The following is an 18196-nucleotide window of genomic DNA, read 5'->3' on the forward strand; positions in this document are numbered from 1 at the left end:
ACCTCTTCCCATCCCGAACAGAGAAGTTAAGCCCCGCACCGCCGATGATACTGGGTCTTCGCCCGGTAAAGTAGGTAGCCGCCACACCCTATCAAGCTATAAGGAGCCGCAGCACACGCTGCGGCTCCTTTGCTGTTTATACATACCTACTACTACATTTCATTAATAACAGGATGCCTTTCAATAGGAGGGGTACCTGAGCTATATCACAAAGAGTACACATTTCTTCTTGACCTGCTAAGCAAGAGCGGTACGGCAACTGCCGTACCGCTCATTTTTTAAGGGGGATCCCTTTACTGGTAAATTTTCCGTCCAAAAGACCTATTATAACCATGACATTCTTCTATATGTCGTAAAAATCGTTTTAGAAGCTCATTTTTTTAGGTCTGAAAAATCTGTGGTAATTGATTCATAAGCAATGAGCTATGATAGGAATGGCGAATAATAATGCCTCTGAGAATTTTATAGAACTATACGAGCCGTACCTTATTCGGCTCTGTTCAATTCTTAGGGCCCTATTTTTGGCCTAGTATTATCGGTGGGATGAATGTCCGCTAGAAGCTCTAGGGCAATGATACCTGAGAAGCTACATTTTTCAATCTAGTAGGTGCTGATTGCTCCACGTGTTTTATACTTTACATAAAGATGTAACTCAAGCCTTTCATATCTCTGCTTTATAAAAACCCTAGAAGTAGTGGCGCAGCACCGCCAGGAAGGAGGGGTAGGGTCAGTACTGGTGCCGGGGATAGATTAGTAATTAAAAAAGGAACCTGGCAAGTGACCGGGTTCCTTTATGTTACCATTATAACCTCCTCTTGATTTAATGGTAATCACGAAATTCGAGGTAATTTCTGATGTGGATATAGGCTCAAAGGTAGTCCTATTATATTATACAGCACAATACTGTATTTACAGTATTTTATATAGCACTTATAAATCTATGTGCCATATTGGTAGGTGAGCTTTTAGACGATGTAGTAATTCTATATTACCATTATGATTATTATAACGTTCTTATCGCGTTATATGTAGATTTAGAAGTGTACTATTAAATAGGTATAAAGGTTGTAAAATGGTGGGAATGTTAGAAACTATTAGGTGGTGCCTGCTTCGGTGGACGCAGTACCTGGCTTTTTAATGTACCACTCCACGAGTTGGAAGAAGCGGGAATCCTTGCGATCTGAATGATTTAGGAGTTGATCAAGTCTGTCTGCTGAAGGCATTGCAAATCCAGAACTCTGACAAGGAGTTGCGGATAGTTGGTACAGTAGGGAGTAGTAAGAGAAGAAGTAGTTATATAGCTAAAGAGGAGTAACAAACTAGGGGCTGACAAGCCCCTAGTTTGTTTGATTATGAAGTAAAAGGCAGACGGGGCCAAAGCCTCACCTCATGTAAGTCCCGCGTGTATCAGTCAAAGAACTCGCTCAGAAAGGATTTCTTCTTTTTGTGCGGATTTCTTTTGTAGTAATCGTCGCCATATTCCTGGTAGCCATACCGCTTGTAGTCAGAGTCATAGTTCTCTTTTTTGGAGTAGTGGTCCGCTGACCGCTCAATTATTTTTTCAAGCTCTCCCCGGTCAAGCCATATTCCCCGGCAATTTGGGCAATAGTCGATCTCAATTCCCTTCTTTTCACTCATCAGAAGAGTTTCATTGCAGGCTGGACATTTCATCGTTTTATTGATTAGTTCTCTTTAAGGAACGGGCAAAAACAGGATTTGTTATACTACGCAGGGAAAGGCTCTGCGTACTAAAAGCGTAAATCGCCTACTTCCAGCAGATCGGTCCACCGTGTCGTGTAGCAGCGTGATCTCCTTTCCTGCCGGAGGTGCCAGCTTCGGTTGTAGCCCTGCATGGCTACCTTCACCGTATCCCGTCCCATGCGCTGGTTGATCCGGTCCAGAGCAGCCAGTGCTTTACGATCCAGCTCCCTTTTTCTTTGGTCAAAGGAGAAAAGATCAGCTTGTACCTGATTTTCAGGAACAATGCCTGATACCATGATGCCCGCTTTCTTATAGTAATACCCCTTCTTAAAGACTAGTTCCAGCCCCCTCATCGCCACCTGGATCAGCTCCATGGTGGAGTTGGAGGCAACGGGTAGTTGTATCACTTTGGAGCCGTAGTACTGGGGCTGGTCGGGCCGGTGGCGATTGGTGAAGGTAAAGACGTGTAATAGGTTAGCGGCAGCGTTTTGCTTCCGTAGCTTTTCGGCGCAGCGTGCCGTGAAGGTTGCTACCGCCTCCTGCAGTATTGAGTATTCCGTCACAGGGTGGCCAAACGACCTACTGGTGCAGATCCCTTTCTTGGGCTGGGGCTGGTCTTCCAGGTCGTAGCAACACTGCCCGCATAACTCGCGAACCATCCGCTCCCCGACAACGGACATGTGCTTCTTTACCCAGGCTACATCTGTCAGGGCAAGGTCCAGAGCCGTGTGAATACCCTGGCTTTCCAGTAGCTTAGTATATTGCCTGCCTATGCCCCACACGTCTTCTACGGCCGTTACGGCCAGCGCATGCTCCTGCTTCGCGTCCGTATCAATGCAATAATAGGCCCCCGCTGCTGTCCGTTTCTTGGCGTAGCGGTTCGCTACCTTAGCCAGTGTTTTGGTCGAAGCGATACCAATGGTAACGGGTATCCCTGTATAGTGGCCTACTATTTTCCGTAAGCGCCTGGCTAACCTTTCTGGATCTGAATAGGGCATATTCCGTAGGTCCAGAAAGGCTTCATCTATGCTGTACACCTCCAGGGCCGGTACCAGTTCGTGCAGCGTCTGCATGACGCGGTTACTCATGTCGCCGTACAGGGCGTAGTTGCTGGACATAACCACTACCTCATTCTTTTCCAGCTCTTTCTGCATCAGAAAAGCAGGAGCGCCCATCTGGATCCCCAACGCCTTCGCCTCGTTGCTGCGGGCAATCACGCACCCGTCATTATTGCTTAATATAACCACTGGCCGGTTCTCGAGCTTCGGGTCAAACACCCGCTCGCAGCTAACGTAAAAATTGTTGCAGTCGACTAAGGCGAACATAGGCTAGTGTTTATGAATGGTATAGGTTACTACGCCCCAGATCTGGACATCCATGTCCTGCTCGATGGGGATTGGCTGGTAGGCCGGATGCTCCGGCATCAGATAAGTACCTTCGTTTGTAACGGAGAGCCGCTTCACCGTAAACTCCCCGTTCACCACGGCTACCACTACCTTCCCGTGGCAGGCTGGTCTGGAGCGATCTACTACCAGAATATCCCCCGGATGGATATTGGCTCCCAGCATGCTATTGCCTTGTACACGTACACAAAAGGTGCTGTGGGGCTTATCTATTAGGTGTTCATTCAGGTCTAGTGACAGTTCTATATAATCGTCTGCCGGACTGGGGAACCCTGCCTGCACCGGAGTCAGATACAGAGGTAGACGTATCGTTTCCCTGGTAGCGGTTGACTGTGAGATATGGGTGCCATTTTTATCCATATGTTACGAATTTTACGCAACTATAACATTTAATCCGGACAAATTGATTAATAATATTACGCAAATGCCAGATGTAATAGGGATTCCTCTTGATTGTAAGCGGCTTAAAGAGGAAAAATAAATCAAGTAAAGGTGCTGCATTTCTAGATATATCATCACCTACAACACTTCCTCATGAATTGGTTGACTCCTCCAAGAAGTATAATAATAAAGGCGTTGGAAGGCTGTATATCTTTCACCCGCTACATCCAAAGGCTTAGCCGTATTATAGGAAACTAATTGGGGAAATTGCTTGCAGAACATAGTAATGTACTCTAGGCTCCTGCTTTCTGAGTGTTGGGTGTACCTACCGAAGTATCCTAACTGATCAGGGTGGCAATCATGAGGGGTAGGTGAGGCACCTACAGCTTTTGATCAAGCGCAGACGCCACAACCGTCAATAATTGCTAATTAGCTTCTAAATCCCTGCTACTACCTCAGTCGAAGGCTATACCCACTAGGTATAGCCTTTATTGTGTTGCCTAATGCTAACACACCCAATAGGGCCAGGACAAATCTTTTTTTACTCAGCTAGGCAGTGAAGAGTGGGAGAGAAAACCAATCATATACCACCCAACCTGAGGGGACCTTTGCATCGGCGGACAGTGCGTGAGCGGAGTAAACCCTGTGTGGGCACCGTTGTATTTTGATATTTCTTAGATAAATGGTTGTATGGCAGCGGTTTGTTGTTTTTGATAGTTCAACTAGCTAAGCTAATATTTAAAATGTATTGCAACACAGGTGTTTAGTTTACCTGCTAGTTTAATCTGACATTCAAAAGTTTTAACTTGGTAGCTTAACTTCTAAGTCATCCATCATTCTTTAATGAAAGAGATTCGTAAAGATTTAAGTAGGAGCTATACAGGCGTCCGAATATATTTAGATGATCTAAAGGCAATTATAGATGTATTCAAAGAGCGGAATGAAGAATGTAGTATTAGAACTGAAAAATACGTATATGAAGATTTGAATGAATTGAAAGAAAATGAACCGAATATTAATATTCTTACAATTCAAAGTAAGGATATATTATCAAGTCAACATATCATCGTTAGCTTTACGGAAAGGTTGGTAGTCGTTACTGTTGGGAATAATGACCTAATAGCTAATGGTAGTTTACACAAGATTAATAGTATTATAGCTCCAAGAGTTAAAAGGATAGTAGGATGGCGGATTCTGAAGATAATTTTGATTTTACTATTTGTTCTATTCATTACTTACGTTAATGAATTGCTTTTCGATGACATCGATATTACTAAATATATGATCTATGCTCTGAGTTACTATTTGGGTAGCTTAGCATTTCGAATGCCAAAGAATCAAATAATTCTGATTGAGTCAACTAAGACAACCACCTTCTTCCAAAGAAAGAAAGACGATCTTTGGGTTGGTTTATTTTCAGGGCTTATAGGAGCATTTTTTGGTGTGGTTGGTACACTGGTTACTCAATCTTTACCTACACAGAAGGCAGAACAGAAGATGGAACAGAAGGCAGACTCGACAAAACAAGAAATACCTAAGAAAAAGTAGGTGTTACCTACCACAAAAGAAGTTAGAGTACTCGCTCTGGACTTTTTTATGCCCTACGGGGGATGGGTGGTAACCTCCTTATATGAAAAGCCTTTTACGAGTATCAGAAACCCTTTCTAATATGGATTAATCGGTGGCGGAATGGAACCCGCGATCGTTCGCTATTATATTCTGCACAGCGGATCGCTCCTGCGGTACGGATGGCGAACAGATTTACTTCGGAAGGTGCAATGAACTTATTAGACATAAAAAAACCGCATTATCTTGCGAAAATGCGGTACTGACAAGTGTCCAGAAGGAGAGTCGAACTCCTACACCCGTAAGGGCACTACCCCCTCAAAGTAGCGTGTCTACCAATTCCACCACCTGGACTTATTTGGTGATCCCGCTGGGATTCGAACCGCGCGGCGGCCGCCCAGGACCCATGCATTAAAAATAGGTAATCTACTAATTGAGCTACGGAATCGTACTACTATGTAAAAAAGGTACTCTTGACTTGTTTGGTGATCCCGCTGGGATTCGAACCCAGGACCCATACATTAAAAGTGTATTGCTCTACCAGCTGAGCTACGGAATCGTACTACTATGTAAAAAAGGTACTCTTGACTTGTTTGGTGATCCCGCTGGGATTCGAACCCAGGACCCATACATTAAAAGTGTATTGCTCTACCAGCTGAGCTACGGAATCGTACAATTTGTTGGATTAGCCGTGGCGTTTTCCTTAATTGCGATGCAAAAGTAGTCGACATTAAAGTATTATGCAAGCATCCCGCAACAAAAAAATGATAATTATGGCTTTGATAGGGGCCCTTTTACTCCATTTTACCCCCATTTTAGCCCAGGAAAATAATCTTAAGGTAGCTGATTCTCTGTTTACTATAGGGAGGTATTCTGATGCCAAAAATATTTACGAAAATTATTTCCAGAACCACAAAAAATACAATCCGAACCTGCTCCTGAAGCTGGCTTTCCTGTCGGAGCGGGCCAACGACTACACCCAAAGCCTCTATTACCTGAGTAATCTGGCGCAGCTTGAGCCCACGGTGCCGCTGCTAAAAAAGATGAATTCACTGGCCGAGACCCATGGCTTACGGGGGTACGAGTTCAATGACTATAGTTATTTTGTTATATTCTACCGGCGGTACGGAGAGTTTCTCCCGATCCTGCTGCTTACCCTGGGCGTCTATGTGTTTGTGGTGATGCTGATCAAGATCCGGAACGGGGAGTATATCTACAAAAGACACAAGTGGGCTATGGTCATCTACCTGGTGGCGCTGCTGGGGCTGCTGAACGCTCCGGCCAATTACAGCACGGGCATCATCAGCAACGGAACCACCTACCTGCGGTCGTACCCTTCGTCGGCGGCGCCCGTGGTCGAAAGGGTAAGCAAAGGACATAAACTAACCATCATAGGGGCACGTGATAACTGGAACGTGGTATTCTGGGGGGGCGAGTTAGTGTATGTTCGCAAAAATGATTTGATGGTTATATAATCTTGAAGCTTAGCAGATTATTAAATAGTTATAGACTACATGAGTACCTGGTCCGGATCTGGTATGATAATTTCAATAAAACAACTTACCCCTATTTTCGGGTTATAGATGTGTTTTTACGTATATTTCGCCAGCAAATCCATAATTGATAAACTATGAAAAAGTCTATGAAACACTTTACGCTCCTTTTTGTAGCGGTGCTTATGATGGGTGTTATGGCGTCCTGCAAAGACGAAGGACCCCACAATGATCCTATTATCCGATTTACTTCTACTCTTAACAGCCAGAATACCCAGCCCCGTGCTACATCCTCGGCACAGGGATCGGCGGTGTTGGAATATAATAAAGAAAACCGTACCCTTACGTATAACATTACCTACCAGGGGCTGACGCCAACGGCGGTGGTAATCCACTCAGCAATGCCAGCCTGGGAAAACGGCCCCGCTCAGTTTGTGTTGACTAACGTAGGTACTTCACCCATCACTGGTTCGGTAACACTGAATCCGGAGCAGGAAAATCTACTGGTGTGGGGGAACATGTACATCAACATTCGTACGGAGCAGAATCCATTCGGTGAGATCCGCGGACAGATCTTGCTGAACAGAGAAGGAGATATGTAATAAATCCCTTGTAGGGCTTAGAACAGAGGGCAGGTCGGAGGATCTGCCCTTTTGTTGTTTATAACCCTGCTACGAGCCGTTTCTGAGGCTTTCTGCAACCTTTTTAGTCTCCCTGTGGATGCTGACGCATTTATTCTTCTATTTTTGCACCTCCAAAAGCAGATTTATCGGCCTCAGGTCAACGAAAAAGGATGGATTTGCGTTTTGGTTTTGCCCGGGAGTCCTCCTTTCCTGAGCAGCGTCTTTGTTCATAGAAAATAGAAGCATGCGAGTTTTTGAAAAGTACGAAAAAGTAGAAATAACTGATTTTGCCGCCGAAGGCAAGTGTATTTATAAATCGCCGGACGGGGTCATTTTCGTGGAAGGCAACGTAGCTCCCGGTGATATCGTGGATCTGGAAGTAATCGGCAAAAAGAAGAAGTTTAAGGAAGCCGTTGTCCGGAAGATACATTCTCAGTCCGCCCTGCGTACCCAGCCTTACTGCTCTCACCATGATACCTGCGGGGGATGCCGCTGGCAGCATATAGACTATGGTCACCAGCTGCGCTTCAAAAGGCAGCAGGTAGTAGATCATTTTGAACGGATCGGGAAGCTGCAGGGGGTACATGTCAATGACATCCTGCCGGCCGATGAAAAGCAGTTTTACCGCAACAAGCTCGAGTTTACCTTTTCCAATAATCGCTGGCTGACCCGCGAGGAGATCAGCTCCGGGCTGGACTTCAACCGTAATGCCCTGGGCTTTCACGTGCCCAAGCGATTTGATAAGATATTTACGGTAGAGAAATGCTACCTGCAGCCCGATCCTTCCAATGAGATCAGAAATGGGCTGTACGCGTACATCAACAGCAAGGGGTACCGTAACTACGATGTACGCAAGAACGTCGGTACACTACGAAATCTGATCATCAGAACGGCCAATACCGGGGACGTGATGGTGATAGCTCAGTTTGGGGAGAACGAGGAAGATGTGGTTAAGGATGTAATGGAGTACCTGAAGAGCTCCTTCCCGATCATATCCTCCCTGCACTATATCATCAATACCAAAGGCAATGATTCGTATCAGGACCAGGAGGTGATCCACTACGCAGGCGAGCCGGTGATCCGGGAGACGATGGAAGACCTGACGTTCCTGGTGGGGCCCAAGTCATTCTACCAGACCAATTCGGATCAGGCGTATCGGTTATTCAGTGTAGCACGTGATTACGCCGGCCTTACGGGCAATGAGTACGTGTATGACCTGTACACCGGTACCGGTACGATCGCTAATTTCGTGGCGCGTCAGGCCCGTAAAGTGGTAGGGGTAGAGTACGTGGAAGCGGCCGTGGTAGATGCCCGTAAAAACTCGGCACTGAATGGCATCACCAATACCAGCTTCTTTGCCGGCGACATGAAGGATTTAATGAACGAGGCGTTCCTGGCTCAGCACGGCAGGCCTGATGTGATCATTACGGATCCACCGCGTGCCGGTATGGATCTGCCCGTAGTGGAGACCATCCTGAAAGCGGCGCCGGATCGTATCGTATACGTAAGCTGTAATTCATCTACACAAGCTCGCGATATAGCACTTATGTCAGAGGCCTACGAGGTCACGAAAGTACAGCCGGTGGATATGTTTCCCAATACCCACCATGTCGAAAACGTGGCTCTACTCGTAAAGAAATAATATGGAAAGAGTTGATTAGAAAGGGGGCTCGTCATTGGGCCCCTTATAATCAAAGTTGCTGAGATCATTGGCCTTGCTCCGGAAGGTATTGCCCTGCGGGGGCGTGGCCTGACTCTCAAAGGAAGCAATAGGATTGCTCGCTACCGGTATCGGACGATCTGCGGCCATAGGAGTCGGCGCAAAGTACGAATCCAGGTTGTCGAACTTGGTGTACTTTCCGATAAAGCGCAGCTGTACCGTATCCAGCGAACCGGCCCGGTTCTTGGCCAGGATTACTTCGCCTACACCAGCTACGGAATTACCGGCTTCGTCCTGCGTGATACCGTAGTATTCCGGACGGTACAGGAATATAACCATGTCGGCATCCTGCTCGATTGATCCCGATTCACGAAGGTCAGACAGCTGGGGCTTCTTCTCTCCACCCCGGGTTTCTACGGCCCGGCTCAGCTGCGACAGGGCTATCACAGGTACATCCAGTTCCTTTGCCAGGTTTTTCAGCGACCGCGAAATCGAAGCAATCTCCTGTTCACGGTTTCCACCGCCTTTTCCGCCCGTATCACCAGTCATCAGCTGTAAGTAGTCAATTACCACCAGTTGAATATCGTGCTGCGCTTTGAGGCGTCGGCACTTGGCCCTTAGCTCCAGGATAGAGAGGGCCGGCGTATCATCTATAAAAATAGGGGCATTGGTGAGCCGGTTGATCCGGTGGTGCATCTGCGCCCACTCGTGCGGCGCCAGGCTCCCTTTACGAATCTTCTCACTATCTATCTCTGCTTCGGCCGAGATCAGACGATTGACCAGCTGTACCGATGACATCTCCAGAGAGAAGATCGCTACCGGCTTATTGAATTCTACGGCGGCATTGCGCAGCGACGATACCACGAAGGCTGTCTTACCCATACCAGGGCGTGCCGCCAGGATGATCAATTCTGTTTTCTGCCAGCCGGATGTCAGGCGATCCAGGGCCGTAAAGCCCGATGGGATACCCGTTAGTCCATCCGTATTGTTCTTCTTCTTATCCAGTTCGTCCAGCGCCTGACGCATCAGGGCTCCCATGTCGGAGTAGTTTTTGCGGATGTTGTTCTCCGAGATGCGGAACAGCGACTGCTCGGTCTTGTCAAGCAGCCGGAATACATCCGTTGTATCTTCAAAGGCCTCCTTCTGGATCTCGGATGAGATAGAAATCAGCTCGCGCTTGATGGCTGCCTGAGAAATAATCCGGGCGTGGTACTCGATGTTAGCGGCCGAGTTGACCCGGGAGGTCAGTTCGGTAATATAGGACGCTCCACCCACCAGCTCCAGTTCGCCCGTACTGCGTAGCTTGGCGGTCACCGTGAGCAGGTCAATGGGATCTGAATTAGCAAACAGGGTAATGATAGCACTGTAAATACGCTGGTGAGCTTCCTTGTAGAAACTCTCCGGCTTCAGAATATCTGCCACGGCCGAAAGAGCATCCTTCTCGATCATCAGGGCTCCCAGTACGGCCTCTTCCATATCCACCGCCTGCGGGGGGAGCTTACCCAGCCCCGAATCGCCACCAAGCCAACGGTTTGCACCCGTTGCACGTGCCTGAGAAGGCTGCGTAGAACCTGATTTTTTAAGAAAATTGAATGTCCTCTCGTTTTCCATAGTAGTACAATATTAAACATTGGGCACCACACAGTAAAGGGCGCCGGAAAACATTTTTTTGAGTATAACTAATAATGTTGGCTACTTGGCTTGATAGTGAAGCGATTGAACAATATGTATTTTTTTTTCGGTGTTAGATATTGAATATTTGATGAAAAAAACTTGTTATAGCAGTAGGTGGCATACATTTATTTGCTAATTTTTATACGTATTCAATCTAAAACTAACAGTTCAATAATTTGGTAGAAAAAATCATAATGCTCGAAGACGTTTCTCTGGTGGATTTCCTGGGTGTGCATAACACCAACATCAGAGAAGTTGCCGCTGCTTTTCCGGAAAGCAAAATCATTTCGCGGGGCAACGAAATCAGAATCCAGGGTACAGCCCCTGAGATCGTCAAGATCACGGATGTGCTGGATTCGCTGCTCTCACACTACCAGAAGTACGGGAAAGTAACCAACGAGAACGTAAAGAGGTACCTGACGGGTATCAGTAAGCCCAACGCCGAAACCTTTGACGAGGACGATGACGTCATTATTTACGGCAACAAGGGAATTGTGGTGAAGGCCAAGACCCCCAACCAGAAGATACTGGTAGAGGAGGCCGCCAAGCACGATCTGGTTTTTGCCATTGGCCCGGCCGGTACCGGTAAAACCTATACCGCCGTAGCATTAGCGGTGAAAGCCCTTAAGAACAAAGAAGTAAAGAAGATAATCATAACTCGTCCGGCCGTAGAAGCCGGTGAGAACCTGGGATTTCTGCCGGGTGACCTGAAAGAAAAGATAGATCCGTACCTGAGGCCCATTTATGACGCCCTGGATGATATGATTCCGGCCGAGAAGCTGAAGTACTACGTGGACAACCGTATAGTGGAGATTGCTCCCCTGGCTTACATGCGCGGACGGACCCTGAACAATGCCTTTATATTGCTGGATGAGGCCCAGAATACCACACCCATGCAGATGAAGATGTTCCTGACCCGGATGGGACCTAACTCAAAAGCGATCATTACCGGTGATAAGTCACAGGTAGATTTACCCAAGAACCAAAAATCTGGTCTTATCGAGTCGGTGAACATACTAAAAGGAATAAAAGGCATTAGTTTTGTCGAACTGGAAGGTGCTGATGTAGTGCGGCACCGTTTGGTTAAGGATATTCTGGCAGCATATGAAAAATCGGAAAAGCAGGCTTAGTCAAAAGTTCTGCCCGCTTATAGTACTTATTTTTACCCTTATACTTTCCGAGTCATTTGCTCAGGTATCTGACATATTGCCCGACCGTTGTGCAACCAACGAGCGACTGATCCGCCGCAGTGAAGCCAATCCGGCCTGGCTGCGCAACCGGATCCGAACCGAAGCGGCTATTGCGGAGTACATGCGTAACGGCGGCGGTCGCAACCGCCGGGGAGCCGATGAAATCCTCCGGATCCCGGTTGTGGTACACGTTATTCATGACCAGGCCGAGACGAGTGTAGGTGGAATGAATAATCCGAACATCTCAGCCGAACAAATCAGAAGTCAGATAGAAGTACTTAATGAGGATTATCGTAGGAAGCCTGGGACACCAGGCTTCAACGATAACCCGCTAGGTACCGACACGGGTATAGAGTTTTACTTGGCCGACTACGATCCGGATGGTCGCGCTACGGACGGTATTACCCGTACACGCTATACCGACAAGACAAGCTTTAACCCTTTTACGGATGATCAGCTACTGGCTGATCTGGCCTACTGGCCTTCCGACAAGTACCTCAATATCTGGGTGTGCCGCCTGAGCAACAACTACCTCGGGATCGCCCAGTTTCCATCAGTAGATACTATTCCCGGGCTGGATAACACCAACGAAGAATTCGCAGAGACGGATGGTGTGATCATTGATTTCCGGTACTTTGGGCGTAGAACCGGAGCTATTACCAGTCGTATCTATAATACTGGCAGAACCACTACCCACGAAGTAGGGCACTGGCTGGGTCTGATCCATACCTGGGGAGATGTAGACTGCGGTAATGACTACTGCGATGATACACCTCCCACCAAAGAACCCAACCAGACTACCAACTGCAATGATAAGTACTCGAACTGTGCCGGGGTAACTACCCGCAATATGATCGAGAACTACATGGACTACTCCCCGGACTCCTGCATGAATATCTTTACCAAATGCCAGGCTGAGCGAATGAGAGCCGTATTGACGGTAAGCCCGCGAAGAGCCCGTATGGTGGAGTTTGCCAAGCAGGGGCGTCTGGAACCTTCGGAAAGGCTGGTTATGGAAGTGTTTCCCAATCCGGTCTCTACGCAATTACAAGCCAATGTCCGTTTCACCGACTATCAGGATATTGCTGCTACTATCTATGACAACCGGGGCATTGTAGTGGAGCAGATCACCTATGAGGATGTCTGGAGTCGAAGGATCTACGTCGACGTCCGGAATTACAGACCGGGGGTGTACTTTCTGAAAGTTACTGTCAATAACGAAACGGCAGTCAGCCGCTTTGTCGTAATGCAATAGCGTATGTTCGAAAGGGCTCCATTTATCAGGTACATCCTATGCCTTGTGAGTGGAATCCTGCTGCATGAGTACGTACTCCTGCCACTTCCTCTTTCTTTTCAGAATACTTTCCAGACTGTATGTCTTAGCTTACTCGGAGTAGCCTTGGCTGCTTTTTTCTTTTTGCGCAAACAGGTTCTGGCTTCCGGACTGATATTGTCGGGTATCCTGTTGCTATTTGGAATTATAGCGGCTCAGCAGCAGGCTCAGCGCTATCAGCAGGCTATAGAGCACCTGGAAGTACCTTACGAAGCCTACCTGCTCAGGGTGAAGTCTTTGCCCGAAAAACGACCTTCCACTATTCGGTACCGGGTAGAGGTTAATCAACTTAAAACTGAAAAGGATTGGGAACCGGTACGGGTAGAAGCCATGATTACGACTCCCGCCGGAGCCGCTCAGGTGCTGGATCCGGGGGATGTAGTACTCGTAAAAGGGGAGCTGCAAAGGCCAGTGCCACCACGAAATCCCGAAGAGTTTGACTATCGCCGGTACTTACGCTACCGAAGGATTGCCTGGACCGACTACCTGGCTGACAGTACGTATCAGGTAGTAGCCCATGTGGAGGATGCCTGGAGTGTACGCAGCTGGAGCCTGGGTGTATCAGCCTGGGCTGACCGTACCTTACGGGCCTACCTGCCCGATGATGATTCGTACGCTCTGGTTAAAGCTATGCTGCTGGGGCGCAGGGAGGACCTGCGTAGCAACCTGGTAGATTCCTTTACGCTATCAGGTGCGGTGCATGTACTTTCGGTGTCGGGGCTGCACGTGGGTATATTCTTTGCGATCATTAGCTGGTCGATGGGCTGGTTGCGTCGCATCAGGTACGGTAATTACCTACATTTCGGGGTCCTGTCGCTGCTGCTCTTTTTCTACGCGCTGGTTACGGGGCTGCCTCCTTCCGTACAGCGGGCTACTCTGATGTGCGTGGTATGGGTAGCAGCCCAGACCATACAGCGGAGGCACGAGCCGGTAAATACGTTGGCTATATCGGCCTTTGTCATATTACTGATTGATCCGGATGCTCTATTTACCGTAGGCTTTCAGCTCTCGTACCTGGCGGTACTCGGAATAGTCCTATTTTACAGGCCACTCGACAACCTGGTCGAAACCCCCAATCGGGCGATTCGGTGGCTGTGGCAGATTACCGCTGTCTCGGTTTCGGCTCAGCTCCTGACTTTTCCACTAAGTATCTACTATTTCCATCAGTTCCCGCTTTACTTCTGGCTGGTCAATCCCTTTGTTATTGGCCTTACCTCCCTGCTGTTGCCAGCCTCCCTGTTGCTGGTATTTATAAGTCTGGTTCCTGTTTCGGCGCTGGCGCAGTGTGCGGGTTGGGTGACCAACCTGATTGCCTACCTTACCAACCAGGCGGTGGGAGTGCCCCGGCTACTACCCAATTATCTGCTCGAAGGATTGGTACTGGATGCCGTGGAGGTAGTGGCTCTGTTCGGTTTATTGCTTTTGGTGTGGCACCTGTTGCGTACGCGGGATATGGCGGTTCTGAGGCAGATTGTCCTACTGGTGGTACTGCTGGCGATCTATTCTGTCACAACTACCTTACATACTTTTCAGGAGGAGAAAATGGTCGTACATGCCGTTCCAAGGCATTCGGTTATCACTGTTAAAAAAGATAACAGTCTGTATTTGTTCGCTAATCCGGAATTTTGGACCGATACGGCGGCCTTTGAGTACAGGCTGAACAACTACCTGATCAAAAACCTGATCAGCGATACCGTGCGTCACACGCTCACCGGTAGCGGCCGGTACCCAGGGTTGGATGTGCTGCCTACCGGGCAGGGAGTGCTGCTCAGGTGGAGTGGTACTACTACTACGGAGAGCCCACCGGGCCGACACGTGCCGGATTACTTGCTGATCACATCCAGGAAGTACCCGACGTTTGATACCCTGAGCCGGACGCATGTCGTGTACCTGCTGGGAGGACAGCTGGGAAGCCGTACCCGGGCCCGCTGGAAAGAGCTACTTACAGCCTCCGGCAATGCCTTCTATGATCTGTTGGAAGAAGGAGCTATAACAGTCGGAAATTAACCGTTTATAAATGCCCTCTAACCAAAACTTTTCGATTAGACATACGTTAAATTTATATATGGAAAAGATAGAAATAATCCAAAAAACGTATAGAGATTACGTTCTGGAAAATGGCACAGCACCCGCCTCGGTGTATATATTCATGAAAAGACTTAACCTGACCGAGGCTGAGTTCTACGACTACTATAACAACTTCGAATCCATTGAGCAGGACGACTGGCTGACTTCATTTAAGGAGGCTCGGCAGGCGGCTGAATCAGAGGAAGTATACTACCAGTACTCGGTACGGGAGAAGCTACTGGCTTTTTACTACACCTGGGTGGAGGTACTCAAAAGGGACCGCAGCTACTTTGTATACAGCTACAATCGTCTCCGGCAGCCCGTGTCGCGCTACACGGGTCACCTAGCTCTTCTGAAGGACGCTTTCTACGCTTTTGCGATGGAACTGGTTATGGAAGGCCGCGAGAGCAAGGAAATAGTACTACGGCCCGTTATATCGGATAAGTACGTGGATGGCCTGTGGATGCAGTGTCTGTACATCCTGGACTTCTGGGTGAAGGATACCAGCCGTGGTTTCGAGAAGACCGACACGGCCATTGAAAAAATGGTGAATACCTCCTTTGATCTGATGGGACAGTCGGTGGTGGACACGGTGCTGGACCTGGCCAAATTTGTATATCAGAATAGAAAGTAATGAAAGAACAAGGATCAATACCTACCTCTAAGGTAGCCCGAGCTACGCAGTTTGTGAAGACCGGAGTGAAGATAGGGGGCAACTATATCAAGTATAACGTCAGGAAAATGGTGGACCCCTCTACGACGCGGGAGGAACTTCACCAGGATAATGCTACGGATATATACGAATCATTGAGCCAGCTCAAAGGCTCCGCGCTAAAGGTGGCTCAGATGCTCAGCATGGACCGCAACGTACTGCCCCGGGCCTATGTAGATCGCTTCCAGATGTCGCAGTACTCAGCGCCCCCGCTGTCGGGGCCACTGGTGATCAAGACATTCAAAAAGTACCTGGGCAAAGCGCCTGGTGACCTATACGATGAGTTTGACATGAAAGCCGCGAATGCCGCATCCATCGGTCAGGTACACCAGGCCCGCAAGGACGGCAAAAAACTGGCGGTCAAAATACAGTACCCCGGCGTAGCCGATAGCATCAGCTCAGACCTGAAAATGGTGAAGCCCATGGCAGTCCGACTGTTCGGGCTGAATGAGCGGGATATTGATCGGTACATGGGGGAGGTTGAGGCACGCCTGCTGGAAGAAACCGATTATGAGCTGGAACTGCGTCGATCGGTGGAGATATCCGAAGCCTGCGCGCACATCAGCGGCCTGGTATTTCCCCGCTATTACCTCGAACTATCCGCCAGCCGCATCCTGACCATGGACTGGCTGGATGGACTGCACATGAAGGATTTTCTGAAGACAAATCCTTCGCAGGAAGTACGTAATCAGATCGGACAGGCCCTGTGGGATTTTTATGATTTTCAGGTACATCAGTTACGTCAGGTTCATGCCGACCCGCATCCGGGCAACTTCTTGATGCGTTCGGATGGTACCATGGGCGTGATTGACTTCGGCTGTATCAAAGTTATCCCTGAGTTCTTTTATACTACCTACTTCGCGCTCATCAATCCCGATACGCTGGATGATGAGGAGCAGACCCGGAAGATCTTCTACGATCTGGAGTTTATTATGCCCGAGGATACGGATCAGGATAAACTACTCTTTACTAATCTATTCAAGGAAATGACCCGACTGCTGGGCAAGCCTTTCGCGGAGGATGTATTTGACTTCGGAGATGAAAGTTACTTTGATTCGGTGTACGCCTTTGCCGATGAGCTGCAGCACGTGGAGGAGCTGAAGAACTCTAAGGTAGCCAGGGGCTCTCAGCACGGTCTGTACATCAACCGGACGTACTTTGGCCTCTACTCCATGCTGAATGAATTAAAGGCCAAAGTAGTCACTACCAAGCCCGAGTGGCTGCGGAGCAAAAAGCAGCCGGTGGCTTAGGGGATTTGGTACAGCCGGGCTATTTCTTCGGATACCTTACGTTCCCACATGGCCTGCGCGCCCGTATTAAGTCCATGCTGGGTCTGCCCGTCGTAGCTTTTCTGCTCCCGGTCCATATCCCGGTAGGCTTCCAGGAATTCGTACTGGATCTGGCTGTCGTGATCTTCGACAGTCAGATCCATTTTCTTTAGGCGCTCTTTGAAGCGTTCGGCCACGATTCGGGTTACGTCAAAGTGCAGTTGCTCGTGCCGGAGGGTGTAGTCATTGTGGGCACTGGCTTTACTCCACGACATACTCTTGACCATAAATACCTTCACCCCGATCTCTATTTCTATGTACTTACCTTTCATCCGGGCTAAGCCATCGTACGACAGGCTGGTAAAAACGGCGGCCGCATAACTACTGCCGGGCCGGCTGCTCATTCCCTGAAAATCAGCCCAGGTAAGCTTGCGCTCCGGACGGTAAAAGACTGTATCCTGGGTATCCCGGTAGGGCTTATCCACCATCACCAGCTTTACTCCACGCGCCAGCGCCGGATTTTTCCCCTCGTTTTCCTTGATCCACTTGTCCAGGTGTTTGAGTCCACCCACCATCAGCCGGCGGGCCAGTGCTTCGTGGTCATAGGCGGCTTCGGGACGGGTATAGTTGATCTTGGCCTGGTAGTGGGTCAGATCAACCGGTACGGTCTGGCGGGTCCAGCCAAAGCTGAGGTGTATTGAGTACTCGCCCTCTATCTTATTGGGAGCGACTCGCTTCTCAGTAATGGCTAGATCCTTGACGGTAATGGTCACGGGGATCATATCGTCGGAGCGGCCCGGTGTAGAGTACGACCAGAAGTTGTACAGGCTACGTTCCAGCCGTGAGTCCACAACCAGCGGCCGGGCTTTGGTAAATTCTACAATAGTGCCGATGGAAGCACCCGGTGTACTTCTGCCATCGACTACATCCAATACATAAAATGAGCCATCGCTGGTCAGTGCTATCTTTTCTTTCTGAAAGCGAATGGGTGCAGCATCCTGCTGAGCCCAGGCTACGGGAGAGGCAGTCAGTACGACCACCAGCACCAGTAGCTGGAACCCCTTATTTTTAAGAAGCCATTGAATCAATGTCATGCTTTCCCTAATTTGCGGTATAATTAAACGG

At 48.6% G+C, this 18196-nt stretch carries 14 protein-coding genes, 3 tRNA genes and 1 rRNA gene; 10 read left to right on the forward strand and 8 right to left on the reverse strand.

Annotated features, from left to right (window positions below):
* Positions 1–87: ribosomal RNA gene (gene rrf, locus JTN23_RS17620) — 5S ribosomal RNA — on the forward strand; the annotation flags it as partial.
* Between the two features lie 1320 nt (positions 88–1407).
* Here rrf and JTN23_RS17625 read toward each other — a convergent pair.
* From JTN23_RS17625 to JTN23_RS17635, 3 genes are all read right to left on the reverse strand, one after another.
* Complete coding sequence (locus JTN23_RS17625; RefSeq protein ID WP_262918564.1) at positions 1408–1671, reverse strand: TFIIB-type zinc ribbon-containing protein; 264 nt, start codon at positions 1669–1671, stop codon at positions 1408–1410.
* A gap of 77 nt (positions 1672–1748) precedes the next feature.
* Positions 1749–3026 carry a Y-family DNA polymerase gene (locus JTN23_RS17630; RefSeq protein WP_247236350.1) on the reverse strand — a complete coding sequence of 426 codons (1278 nt, stop codon included), beginning with the start codon at positions 3024–3026 and terminating at the stop codon, positions 1749–1751.
* Positions 3027–3029: 3 nt separating this feature from the next.
* Positions 3030–3464: a LexA family protein gene (locus tag JTN23_RS17635; protein WP_247236351.1), complete on the reverse strand. Its 435-nt coding sequence runs from the start codon at positions 3462–3464 to the stop codon at positions 3030–3032.
* An 864-nt stretch (positions 3465–4328) separates the two neighbouring features.
* Here JTN23_RS17635 and JTN23_RS17640 point away from each other — a divergent pair.
* Positions 4329–5033, forward strand: coding sequence for a hypothetical protein (locus JTN23_RS17640; RefSeq protein WP_247236352.1), 705 nt, complete (start codon positions 4329–4331; stop codon positions 5031–5033).
* A gap of 288 nt (positions 5034–5321) precedes the next feature.
* On the opposite strand, the gene JTN23_RS17645 is transcribed toward JTN23_RS17640, so the two are convergent.
* The 3 genes from JTN23_RS17645 to JTN23_RS17655 all read right to left on the reverse strand — a co-directional run bounded on the left by JTN23_RS17645 (position 5322) and on the right by JTN23_RS17655 (position 5721).
* Positions 5322–5405 (reverse strand) — tRNA-Leu (locus tag JTN23_RS17645).
* A 129-nt stretch (positions 5406–5534) separates the two neighbouring features.
* A tRNA-Lys gene (locus JTN23_RS17650) sits at positions 5535–5610 on the reverse strand.
* Positions 5611–5645: 35 nt separating this feature from the next.
* Positions 5646–5721, reverse strand: a tRNA-Lys gene (locus tag JTN23_RS17655).
* Between the two features lie 103 nt (positions 5722–5824).
* Here JTN23_RS17655 and JTN23_RS17660 point away from each other — a divergent pair.
* The 3 genes from JTN23_RS17660 to rlmD all read left to right on the forward strand — a co-directional run bounded on the left by JTN23_RS17660 (position 5825) and on the right by rlmD (position 8809).
* Complete coding sequence (locus JTN23_RS17660) at positions 5825–6526, forward strand: SH3 domain-containing protein (protein WP_247236353.1); 702 nt, start codon at positions 5825–5827, stop codon at positions 6524–6526.
* 155 nt (positions 6527–6681) lie between these two features.
* Positions 6682–7146 (forward strand): CHRD domain-containing protein, encoded by a 465-nt coding sequence (locus tag JTN23_RS17665; protein ID WP_247236354.1) that lies wholly within the window; start codon positions 6682–6684, stop codon positions 7144–7146.
* Positions 7147–7411: 265 nt separating this feature from the next.
* Entirely contained in the window at positions 7412–8809 is a 1398-nt protein-coding gene (gene rlmD, locus JTN23_RS17670; protein WP_247236355.1) for a 23S rRNA (uracil(1939)-C(5))-methyltransferase RlmD, read from the forward strand.
* Positions 8810–8824: 15 nt separating this feature from the next.
* On the opposite strand, the gene dnaB is transcribed toward rlmD, so the two are convergent.
* A complete protein-coding gene (gene dnaB / locus JTN23_RS17675) occupies positions 8825–10438 on the reverse strand; it encodes a replicative DNA helicase (RefSeq protein ID WP_247236356.1) in 1614 nt (537 codons plus the stop codon).
* A 239-nt stretch (positions 10439–10677) separates the two neighbouring features.
* On the opposite strand from dnaB, the gene JTN23_RS17680 reads away from it, so the two are divergent.
* The 5 genes from JTN23_RS17680 (at position 10678) to JTN23_RS17700 (ending at position 17053) form a co-directional block, all read left to right on the forward strand.
* On the forward strand, positions 10678–11631 hold the full coding sequence (locus JTN23_RS17680; protein ID WP_247236357.1) for a PhoH family protein: 954 nt from the start codon (positions 10678–10680) through the stop codon (positions 11629–11631).
* Positions 11606–12946, forward strand: a complete 1341-nt coding sequence (locus JTN23_RS17685) for a M43 family zinc metalloprotease (protein ID WP_247236358.1) — start codon at positions 11606–11608, stop codon at positions 12944–12946. The genes JTN23_RS17680 and JTN23_RS17685 overlap by 26 nt, the downstream gene beginning before the upstream one ends.
* Positions 12947–12949: 3 nt before the next feature.
* Positions 12950–15031 carry a ComEC/Rec2 family competence protein gene (locus JTN23_RS17690; RefSeq protein WP_247236359.1) on the forward strand — a complete coding sequence of 694 codons (2082 nt, stop codon included), beginning with the start codon at positions 12950–12952 and terminating at the stop codon, positions 15029–15031.
* Positions 15032–15173: 142 nt separating this feature from the next.
* A complete protein-coding gene (locus JTN23_RS17695) occupies positions 15174–15725 on the forward strand; it encodes a TetR family transcriptional regulator C-terminal domain-containing protein (RefSeq protein ID WP_310586726.1) in 552 nt (183 codons plus the stop codon).
* Entirely contained in the window at positions 15725–17053 is a 1329-nt protein-coding gene (locus JTN23_RS17700; RefSeq protein ID WP_247236361.1) for an ABC1 kinase family protein, read from the forward strand. The genes JTN23_RS17695 and JTN23_RS17700 overlap by 1 nt, the downstream gene beginning before the upstream one ends.
* Here the strand turns inward: JTN23_RS17700 and JTN23_RS17705 are convergent.
* On the reverse strand, positions 17050–18165 hold the full coding sequence (locus tag JTN23_RS17705) for a hypothetical protein (protein ID WP_247236362.1): 1116 nt from the start codon (positions 18163–18165) through the stop codon (positions 17050–17052). The two genes, JTN23_RS17700 and JTN23_RS17705, sit on opposite strands and share 4 nt — an antisense overlap.
* Positions 18166–18196 lie beyond the last annotated feature (31 nt).

It is taken from the genome of Telluribacter roseus (genome assembly GCF_017355915.2).
Taxonomy (GTDB): domain Bacteria; phylum Bacteroidota; class Bacteroidia; order Cytophagales; family Spirosomataceae; genus Telluribacter.

Coding starts and splice junctions, on each gene's coding strand:
- JTN23_RS17625 (WP_262918564.1), bottom strand. CDS start 1,671: ATGAAATGTCCAGCCTGCAATGAAACTCTTCTGATGAGTGAAAAGAAG.
- JTN23_RS17630 (WP_247236350.1), bottom strand. CDS start 3,026: ATGTTCGCCTTAGTCGACTGCAACAATTTTTACGTTAGCTGCGAGCGG.
- JTN23_RS17635 (WP_247236351.1), bottom strand. CDS start 3,464: ATGGATAAAAATGGCACCCATATCTCACAGTCAACCGCTACCAGGGAA.
- JTN23_RS17640 (WP_247236352.1), top strand. CDS start 4,329: ATGAAAGAGATTCGTAAAGATTTAAGTAGGAGCTATACAGGCGTCCGA.
- JTN23_RS17660 (WP_247236353.1), top strand. CDS start 5,825: ATGGCTTTGATAGGGGCCCTTTTACTCCATTTTACCCCCATTTTAGCC.
- JTN23_RS17665 (WP_247236354.1), top strand. CDS start 6,682: ATGAAAAAGTCTATGAAACACTTTACGCTCCTTTTTGTAGCGGTGCTT.
- rlmD (WP_247236355.1), top strand. CDS start 7,412: ATGCGAGTTTTTGAAAAGTACGAAAAAGTAGAAATAACTGATTTTGCC.
- dnaB (WP_247236356.1), bottom strand. CDS start 10,438: ATGGAAAACGAGAGGACATTCAATTTTCTTAAAAAATCAGGTTCTACG.
- JTN23_RS17685 (WP_247236358.1), top strand. CDS start 11,606: ATGAAAAATCGGAAAAGCAGGCTTAGTCAAAAGTTCTGCCCGCTTATA.
- JTN23_RS17690 (WP_247236359.1), top strand. CDS start 12,950: ATGTTCGAAAGGGCTCCATTTATCAGGTACATCCTATGCCTTGTGAGT.
- JTN23_RS17695 (WP_310586726.1), top strand. CDS start 15,174: ATGAAAAGACTTAACCTGACCGAGGCTGAGTTCTACGACTACTATAAC.
- JTN23_RS17700 (WP_247236361.1), top strand. CDS start 15,725: ATGAAAGAACAAGGATCAATACCTACCTCTAAGGTAGCCCGAGCTACG.
- JTN23_RS17705 (WP_247236362.1), bottom strand. CDS start 18,165: ATGACATTGATTCAATGGCTTCTTAAAAATAAGGGGTTCCAGCTACTG.